This window comes from Actinacidiphila sp. bgisy145 (assembly GCF_057708125.1).
The window spans coordinates 25,626-33,467 of record NZ_JBYIRL010000066.1 but is presented as its reverse complement, the minus strand read 5'-3'; the positions used below and the strand labels follow the sequence as shown (position 1 = coordinate 33,467).

Here is a 7,842-nt window from a genome sequence, read left to right as displayed (position 1 = left end):
GCCTACGACGGAAAGTGACGGGGCGTCGGAATGCGGACCCGGTCCGGTGGGGCGCCGTACCTTCGGCGCCGTCCGCCGCGCCTTGTCCGGCTCTGTCCGGCTCGGTCCGCATTGCGGCCCGGACCGGGGAAGTTTTCCGGAAAACCTGATCCCCGCCGGATGATCCGGCGGGGATCGGTTGTTGTGGTGGGGTGTTGTCACCCGCTGAACGGGGCGCGCCCCCCGCGTACGCCGGGTAAGCCTCCGACGTAAGCTGTACCGGTGCTGGGAGCCTGCTGATGATCGATATCCGCGTACGGGTGTCCGTATGCGAAGGTGCGGCGTGTCCGAAATGGGAAGTTTCGACGGGGCAGTGTAGAACGGGGGATGTGGCGGCCATGAAGATCGGGACCATCCTGCTCCGGGGCGCGCTCGCCGCCTGTGCGCCGGGAAGCCCGCGGTGACCGGGGACGTCGCCTCCCGTGCCGTCCTGGACAAGGCCGCGCGCGAGAACTTCCCCGTGGCACCCCGGATTCTTCCGCGTGCCTGGCGCCAGGACCTGATGGCCGTCTACGGGTTCGCCCGGCTGGTGGACGACATCGGGGACGGCGACCTGGCCGACGGCGGCCGGCCCGACGCGGTCCGGCTCGGCCTGCCCGCCGAGGCGGCCGGCGACCGGCTGGCGATGCTCGACGCCTTCGAGGCCGACCTGCACCGGGTCTTCGACGGCACCCCGCGCCACCCGCTGCTGCTCGCGCTGCGCCCGACGGTGCGTCAGCACCGGCTCACCCCTGAGCCCTTCCTCGGCCTGATCGCCGCCAACCGGCAGGACCAGCAGGTCAGCCGGTACGCCACCTACGCCGACCTGCTCGCCTACTGCGAGCTGTCCGCCAATCCGGTGGGCCGGCTGGTGCTGTCCATCACCGGCACCTCCACCCCGGAACGGGTCAGGCGCTCGGACGCGGTGTGCACCGCGCTGCAGATTGTCGAGCACCTCCAGGATGTCGCGGAGGACCTTGGCAGGGACCGGGTGTACCTCCCGCAGGAGGACATGAAACTCTTCTCGGTGGACGAGGCCGACCTCGCCGCGCCGAGCGCGGGGGAGAAGGTGCGCGAGCTGGTCGCGTTCGAAGCCGGGCGGGCCCGTGACCTGCTGGGCGAGGGCGGTGCCCTGGTCCGCAGCGTCCGAGGCCGGCTCAGACTGCTGCTCGCCGGATTCGTCGGCGGTGGCCGTGCGGCACTGCGGGCGGTGGAGGACGCGGGATACGACGTGCTGTCGAGTTCCCCGAAGGCCACCAAGTCCGTCCTGCTGCGTGAGGTGGGGTCGACATTGCGAAGAGAGGGGTGACCCGGACCGTGAACGGTTCCGCGCACACGTCCGGACAGGTGCTTGCTGCATACAAGTACTGCGAGACCGTGACCGGGCACGAGGCCCGCAACTTCGCCTACGGAATCCGCCTGCTGCCCACGGCGAAGCGCCAGGCGATGTCGGCGGTCTACGCGTTCTCCCGCCGGGTCGACGACATCGGGGACGGCGGGCTGCCGCCGGAGGAGAAGCTCCGCCGGCTGGAGGAGGCCCGCACCCTGCTGCACCGGGTCGAGGCCCACGACGTCGAGGAGGACGACACCGACCCGGTGGCCGTCGCCCTCGCCGACGCCTGCGCGCTCTTCCCGATCCCGCTGGGCGGGCTCGGCGAGCTCATCGACGGCGTCCAGATGGACGTCCGGGGTGAGACCTACGAGACCTGGGACGACCTGGCCGTTTACTGCCGCTGTGTGGCGGGAGCTATCGGTAGGGTCTCATTGGGCGTTTTCGGCACGGTGAATGGGCACGATCACGCACGTGCCGCCGAATACGCCGACACGCTCGGCCTCGCCCTCCAGCTCACCAACATCCTGCGCGACGTCCGCGAGGACGCCGGCAACGGACGCACGTACCTGCCCGCGCAGGACCTGGCGAAGTTCGGCTGCGCCGACGGCTTCCACCACGACACCCCGCCGGCCGGCTCTGACTTCGCCGGCCTGGTCGAGTTCGAAGTACGCCGAGCCCGCGCGCTGTTCGCCACCGGATACCGGCTGCTGCCGATGCTCGACCGCCGCAGCGGCGCCTGCGTGGCCGCGATGGCGGGGATCTACCGGCGGCTGCTGGAGCGGTTCGCCGCCGACCCCGCGGCGGTGCTGCGCGGCCGCGTGTCGCTGCCCGGCCGGGAGAAGGCGTACGTCGCCGTCCGCGGCCTGGCGGGGCTGGACGCCCGCCGCACCGCCCGTACCGCTGCTCCCGCCTCCGCCGCCGATCCGCGGAGGGACGTGTGAGACCGACCCGCGTGCACCAAGCGGGTTCCACCGCGCCGTACGCCCTTGCCCGCTCCCGGACCGCGCCGCCGGCCCGGGAGGCTGCTCTCCGTACGGGTGTGCGGCGGCTGCCCGCGTGCCCGCGGCCGGGCCGGGCAACCCTGGCGGCGCGTACGGCGTCACCTTCCGCGACGGTCCGCCGTACCCCGCCTGGTACGGCCCGAGGAGAGCGCGCATGACCACGACCCGATCCGGCCCGCAGGCCGCAGCAGCCGGCGCCGGCGCGGACCGGCCCGACCGCGGCGGGTCCGGCCGTACCGCCGTCGTGGTCGGCGGCGGCCTGGCCGGGGTGACCGCGGCGCTGGCGCTCGCCGACGCCGGGGTGCGGGTGACGCTCACCGAGGCCCGGCCGCGGCTGGGCGGCCTCGCCTTCTCCTTCAAGCGCGGCGAGTTGACCGTCGACAACGGCCAGCACGTCTTCCTGCGCTGCTGCACCGCCTACCAGTGGTTCCTGGACCGGATCGCGGCCCGCGACCTGGTGACGCTCCAGGACCGGCTGGACGTGCCGGTCCACGACCCGCGCAGCGGGAAGACCGGCCGGATCGGGCGGGTGGCGCTGCCGGTGCCGCTGCACCTGGCGCCGAGCCTGCTGCGCTACCCCCATCTGTCGGTGGCCGAGCGGGCCTCGGTCGGGCGGGCGGCGCTCGCGCTGCGCGGCCTGGACCTTAAGGACCCGGCCCTGGACGCGATCAACTTCGGCGAGTGGCTCGCCGCGCGCGGCCAGTCCGCGCGGACCATCGAGGCGCTGTGGGACCTGGTCGGCGTGGCCACCCTGAACGCCACGTCGGACCAGTCCTCGCTGGCCCTTGCGGCGAAGGTGTTCAAGACCGGGCTGCTGTCCGAGCCGGGCGCCGCCGACATCGGCTGGGCCGCGGCGCCGCTCGGCGACCTGCACGACGGCCGGGCCCGCGCGGCCCTGGACGCGGCGGGGGTGCGGGTGCTGCTGCGGGCCCGCGCGACCGGTCTGACGGCCCGTCCGCAGGACGGAGCACCCGCCGCCGGCGGCGAGGAGGCGCGTGACGTCGCCCACGGCGGGTGGTGTGTGGACGTGGAGACCGGGCCGGGCCGCGGTGAGCAACTGACGGCCGGCACCGTGGTGTTGGCGGTGCCGCAGCAGGAGACGCACGAACTGCTGCCGGCCGGCGCGCTGGAGCAGCCGGAAAAGCTCTTGCGGATCGGCACCGCGCCGATCCTCAATGTTCATGTGATCTACGACCGGCAGGTGCTGAGGCAGCCGTTCATGGCGGCGATCGGCAGTCCGGTCCAGTGGGTGTTCGACCGCACCGCCAGTTCCGGGCTCACCGGCGGCGGCCAGTACGTGGCGCTGTCCCAGTCCGCCGTGCAGGACGAGATCGACCTGCCGGTGGCCGAGTTGCGCCGGCGCTACCTGCCGGAGCTGGAGCGGGTGCTGCCGGCCACCCGCGGCGCCGCGGTCCGCGACTTCTTCGTCACCCGTGAACGCACCGCGACCTTCGCGCCCACCCCGGGCGTGGGCGCCCTGCGCCCCGGGCCCGCCACGCGCGCCCCCGGCCTGTACCTGGCCGGCGCGTGGACCGCCACCGGCTGGCCCGCGACGATGGAGGGTGCGGTGCGCAGCGGCCTGCACGCCTCCCGACAAGCCTTGTCCGCCCTCGGACTGCCCTGCGAACACGGCGTACTGGAGGCGGCATGAGTGCAATTGGTGCGACAAGAGGAGAGAACGTGACCGCTGACAGCGTGATCGCGCTGCTGGAGAACGGCCGCATCCTGACCACCCCCGTGCTTCGCGCGGCCGTCGCACGGCTCGCCCCGCCGATGGACACCGTGGCCTCGTACCACTTCGGGTGGATCGACCAGGCCGGCCGGCCCGCGGACGGCGACGGCGGCAAGGCGGTGCGTCCGGCGCTGGCCCTGCTGTCGGCGCAGGCCGCCGGGGCGCCCGCGGAGACCGGGGTGCCCGGCGCGGTCGCGGTGGAGCTGGTGCACAACTTCTCGCTGCTGCACGACGACCTGATGGACGGTGACGAGCAGCGCCGGCACCGGGACACGGTGTGGAAGGTGCACGGCCCGGCCCAGGCGATCCTGGTCGGCGACGCGCTCTTCGCGCTGGCCAACGAGATCCTGCTGGAGCAGGGCACCGCGGACGCCGGGCGGGCCACCCGCCGGCTGACCACCGCCACCCGCAAGCTGATCGACGGTCAGGCCCAGGACATCTCCTTCGAGCACCGCGAGCGGGTCGCCGTGACCGAGTGCCTGGAGATGGAGGGCAACAAGACCGGGGCGCTGCTGGCCTGCGCCTCCTCCATCGGCGCGGTGCTCGGCGGCGCGTCGGAGTCCGACGCGGACGCGCTGGAGGAGTACGGCTACCACCTGGGGCTGGCCTTCCAGGCGATCGACGACCTGCTGGGCATCTGGGGCGACCCGGCCACCACCGGCAAGCAGACCTGGAGCGACCTGAGGCAGCGTAAGAAGTCGCTGCCGGTGGTCGCGGCGCTCGCCGCCGACGGCCCCGCGGCCGAGCGGCTCGGTGAACTCCTCGCGGCGGACGCGAAAAATTCCGGGCAGGCCGAAACTGATGCCTTCAGCGAGGAAGAGTTCGCCCTGCGTGCGGCGTTGATCGAAGAGGCGGGTGGTCGGGAGTGGACGTCTCAGGAGGCCCGGAGGCAGTACACGACCGCCATCGCCGCTCTGGACAAAATGGACATGCCGGAAGAAATCCGACGTAAGCTCGTGGGCCTGGCGGATTTTGTGGTGGTCCGCGAGAAGTAACAAGACAGACGTGGAGCGTATGACGTCGCCGGTTTCACTCTTGTGACGGCGGACGGCCGCCCCCGACACCGCAGAAGTATCAACTGCAAAGGGGAAGCCATGACAGCGACGACCGACGGCAGTCCAGGGACGCCAACCCATCGGACACCTTCGGCCAGTAGCGCCTCGGAGCCGGAGCCTGTTCCAGCCGGCGACACAGAGGCGGCGGCGCAGCGTGCCGTGCAGCGCGCCGCAGACCACCTCCTGGCACGGCAGCACCCTGACGGATGGTGGAAAGGCGACCTCGAGACAAACGTGACGATGGATGCCGAGGACCTGCTGCTGCGGGAGTTCCTCGGCATCCGCGACGAGGAGGTCACCGCTGCCTCGGCCCGCTGGATTCGCTCCCAGCAGCGCGAGGACGGCGCCTGGCCCACCTTCCACGGCGGTCCCGGCGACCTGTCCGCCACCATCGAGGCCTATGTCGCACTGCGCCTGGCCGGGGACGACCCGGCCGAGGCGCACATGGCGCTGGCCGCGAAGTGGTCCCGCGGCGAGGGGGGTGTGGCCGCCAGCCGGGTCTTCACCCGGATCTGGCTCGCCTTGTTCGGCTGGTGGGACTGGGACGACCTGCCGGAGATGCCGCCCGAGGTCATCTTCCTGCCCAAGTGGATGCCGCTGAACATCTACTCGTTCGGCTGCTGGGCCCGGCAGACCATCGTGCCGCTGACCGTGGTCGGCGCGCACCGCCCGGTGCACCCCGCGCCCTTCGGCATCGAGGAGCTGCACCTCGACCCGGCCCGGCCGAACCCGAAGCAGCGCCGGAAGCCCATCACCACCTGGGACGGCGTCTTCCAGCGCCTGGACCAGGTGCTGCACGTCTACCGCCGGTTCAGCCCCCGGCTGGTGCGCCGCAGCGCGATGAACGCGTGCGCCCGCTGGATCATCGAGCGCCAGGAGGCCGACGGCTGCTGGGGCGGCATCCAGCCGCCGGCGGTCTACTCGGTGATCGCCCTGCACCTGCTCGGCTACGACCTGGACCACCCGGTGATCAAGGCCGGACTGGACTCGCTGGATCGTTTCGCCGTGTGGCCCGAGGAGGGCGTGCGGATGATCGAGGCGTGCCAGTCCCCGGTCTGGGACACCTGCCTGGCCACCATCGCCCTCGCCGACGCCGGCATCGGCGCCGACCACCCCGCGCTGGTCAAGGCCGCGGACTGGATGCTCGGCGAGCAGATCACCCGCCCCGGCGACTGGTCCGTGCAGCGCCCGCAACTGGCGCCCGGCGGCTGGGCCTTCGAGTTCCACAACGACAACTACCCGGACGTGGACGACACGGCCGAGGTGGTGCTCGCGCTGCGCCGGATCGACCACCCCGACCGGGCCCGGCTGGACTCCGCGATCGACAAGGCGGTGCGCTGGAACGTCGGCATGCAGTCCAGGAACGGCGCGTGGGGCGCCTTCGACGCCGACAACACCAGCCCCTTCCCCAACCGGCTGCCGTTCTGCGACTTCGGCGAGGTGATCGACCCGCCGTCGGCCGATGTCACCGCCCACGTGGTGGAGATGCTGGCCGCGCTCGGCCTGGAACACGACGGGCACACCCGCCGCGGCATCGACTGGCTGCTGGGGGAACAGGAGGACAACGGCGCCTGGTTCGGCCGCTGGGGTGTCAACTACATCTACGGCACCGGGTCGGCCGTCCCGGCGCTCGCCGCGGCCGGGCTCGCCCCGGACCACCCGGCGATCCGCCGGGCCGTCGACTGGCTGCACGAGGTGCAGAACACCGACGGGGGCTGGGGCGAGGACCTGCGCTCCTACGCCGACCGGGAGTGGGCCGGCCGCGGGCACTCCACCGCGTCGCAGACCGCGTGGGCGCTGATGGCGCTGCTGGCGGCCGGCGAGCGGGACACCGAGTCCGTCGAGCGCGGGGTGCGCTGGCTGGCCGACACCCAGCTGCCGGACGGCTCCTGGGACGAGCCGTACTTCACCGGTACCGGCTTCCCGCGTGACTTCTCCATCAACTACCACCTGTACCGGATGGTCTTCCCGCTGACCGCGCTCGGCCGCTACGCCCGCGCCGAGCCCTTCGGCGCCGGCCACCCCGCGGCCCCGGCCGGCCCGGCCGCCGCCCTGCCGAGCACCGGAAAGGGGGCCTAGTTCGTGGGCCCGTCCCGACCCCCGCTGACGGTGGTCTGCGCCCTGCCGATCGAGCGCTTCGCGCTGCGCAGGGGCACCGCCAGGAACACCGCGGAGTTCCCGGTGACCGTGCTGCGTACCGGCATGGGACCCAGGAACGCGGAGCGGGTCGTCGCGCAGGCCCTGAAGGACCCGGCGCTGCACGGGAGTTCCGTCCTGACCACCGGCTTCTGCGCGGGGCTCGCCCCCGGCATGCGGCCGGGTGACGTCGTCGTCTCCGACGACGGTCACGAGAGCGCGACGCTGGCCGCCGCGCTCAAGGCCGCGCTCGCCGACCGGGGTCACACCGTGCACACCGGCACGCTGGCGGAGTCCGATCATGTCGTGCGGGGCGCCGAGCGCGCCGCACTCGCGGCGACGGGTGCCATCGCCGTGGACATGGAGTCGGCCGCGATGCGCCGCGCTGCTCTCGCCGAGGGCGCGCACCGCATCGCGGCGGCCCGCGTCGTCGTCGACACGCCCGAGTTCGAACTCGTGCGTGTCGGCACCCTCCGCACCGGGATCATCGCATTCCGCGTGCTCAGAGATCTTGTTCCCGCCTTTCTCGATTGGCACCGCACTACCGCGCTCCCCTGGAGGTGAGCT

General features: G+C 72.8%; 6 protein-coding genes. All 6 read left to right on the top strand.

Annotated features, from left to right (window positions below; all coding sequences use genetic code 11):
• Positions 1-439: 439 nt before the first annotated feature.
• A complete protein-coding gene (gene hpnC / locus AC3ERT_RS35110; RefSeq protein WP_335984176.1) occupies positions 440-1,327 on the top strand; it encodes a squalene synthase HpnC in 888 nt (295 codons plus the stop codon).
• Positions 1,324-2,292 carry a presqualene diphosphate synthase HpnD gene (hpnD, locus tag AC3ERT_RS35105; RefSeq protein WP_335984175.1) on the top strand — a complete coding sequence of 323 codons (969 nt, stop codon included), beginning with the start codon at positions 1,324-1,326 and terminating at the stop codon, positions 2,290-2,292. The genes hpnC and hpnD overlap by 4 nt, the downstream gene beginning before the upstream one ends.
• A 214-nt stretch (positions 2,293-2,506) precedes the next feature.
• Entirely contained in the window at positions 2,507-4,003 is a 1,497-nt protein-coding gene (hpnE, locus tag AC3ERT_RS35100) for a hydroxysqualene dehydroxylase HpnE (protein ID WP_435179104.1), read from the top strand.
• Complete coding sequence (locus AC3ERT_RS35095; RefSeq protein ID WP_335984173.1) at positions 4,000-5,079, top strand: polyprenyl synthetase family protein; 1,080 nt, start codon at positions 4,000-4,002, stop codon at positions 5,077-5,079. Before hpnE ends, AC3ERT_RS35095 begins: the two co-directional genes overlap by 4 nt.
• A 99-nt stretch (positions 5,080-5,178) precedes the next feature.
• On the top strand, positions 5,179-7,218 hold the full coding sequence (gene shc, locus AC3ERT_RS35090) for a squalene--hopene cyclase (RefSeq protein ID WP_435136312.1): 2,040 nt from the start codon (positions 5,179-5,181) through the stop codon (positions 7,216-7,218).
• 3 nt (positions 7,219-7,221) lie between these two features.
• Positions 7,222-7,839, top strand: a complete 618-nt coding sequence (locus AC3ERT_RS35085) for a phosphorylase family protein (RefSeq protein ID WP_335984170.1) — start codon at positions 7,222-7,224, stop codon at positions 7,837-7,839.
• Positions 7,840-7,842: the final 3 nt, after the last annotated feature.

What these genes read in the sequence shown, in the direction of transcription:
- hpnE (WP_435179104.1), top strand. Translation starts at nt 2,507, where the DNA reads ATGACCACGACCCGATCCGGCCCGCAGGCCGCAGCAGCCGGCGCCGGC.
- AC3ERT_RS35095 (WP_335984173.1), top strand. Translation starts at nt 4,000, where the DNA reads ATGAGTGCAATTGGTGCGACAAGAGGAGAGAACGTGACCGCTGACAGC.
- shc (WP_435136312.1), top strand. Translation starts at nt 5,179, where the DNA reads ATGACAGCGACGACCGACGGCAGTCCAGGGACGCCAACCCATCGGACA.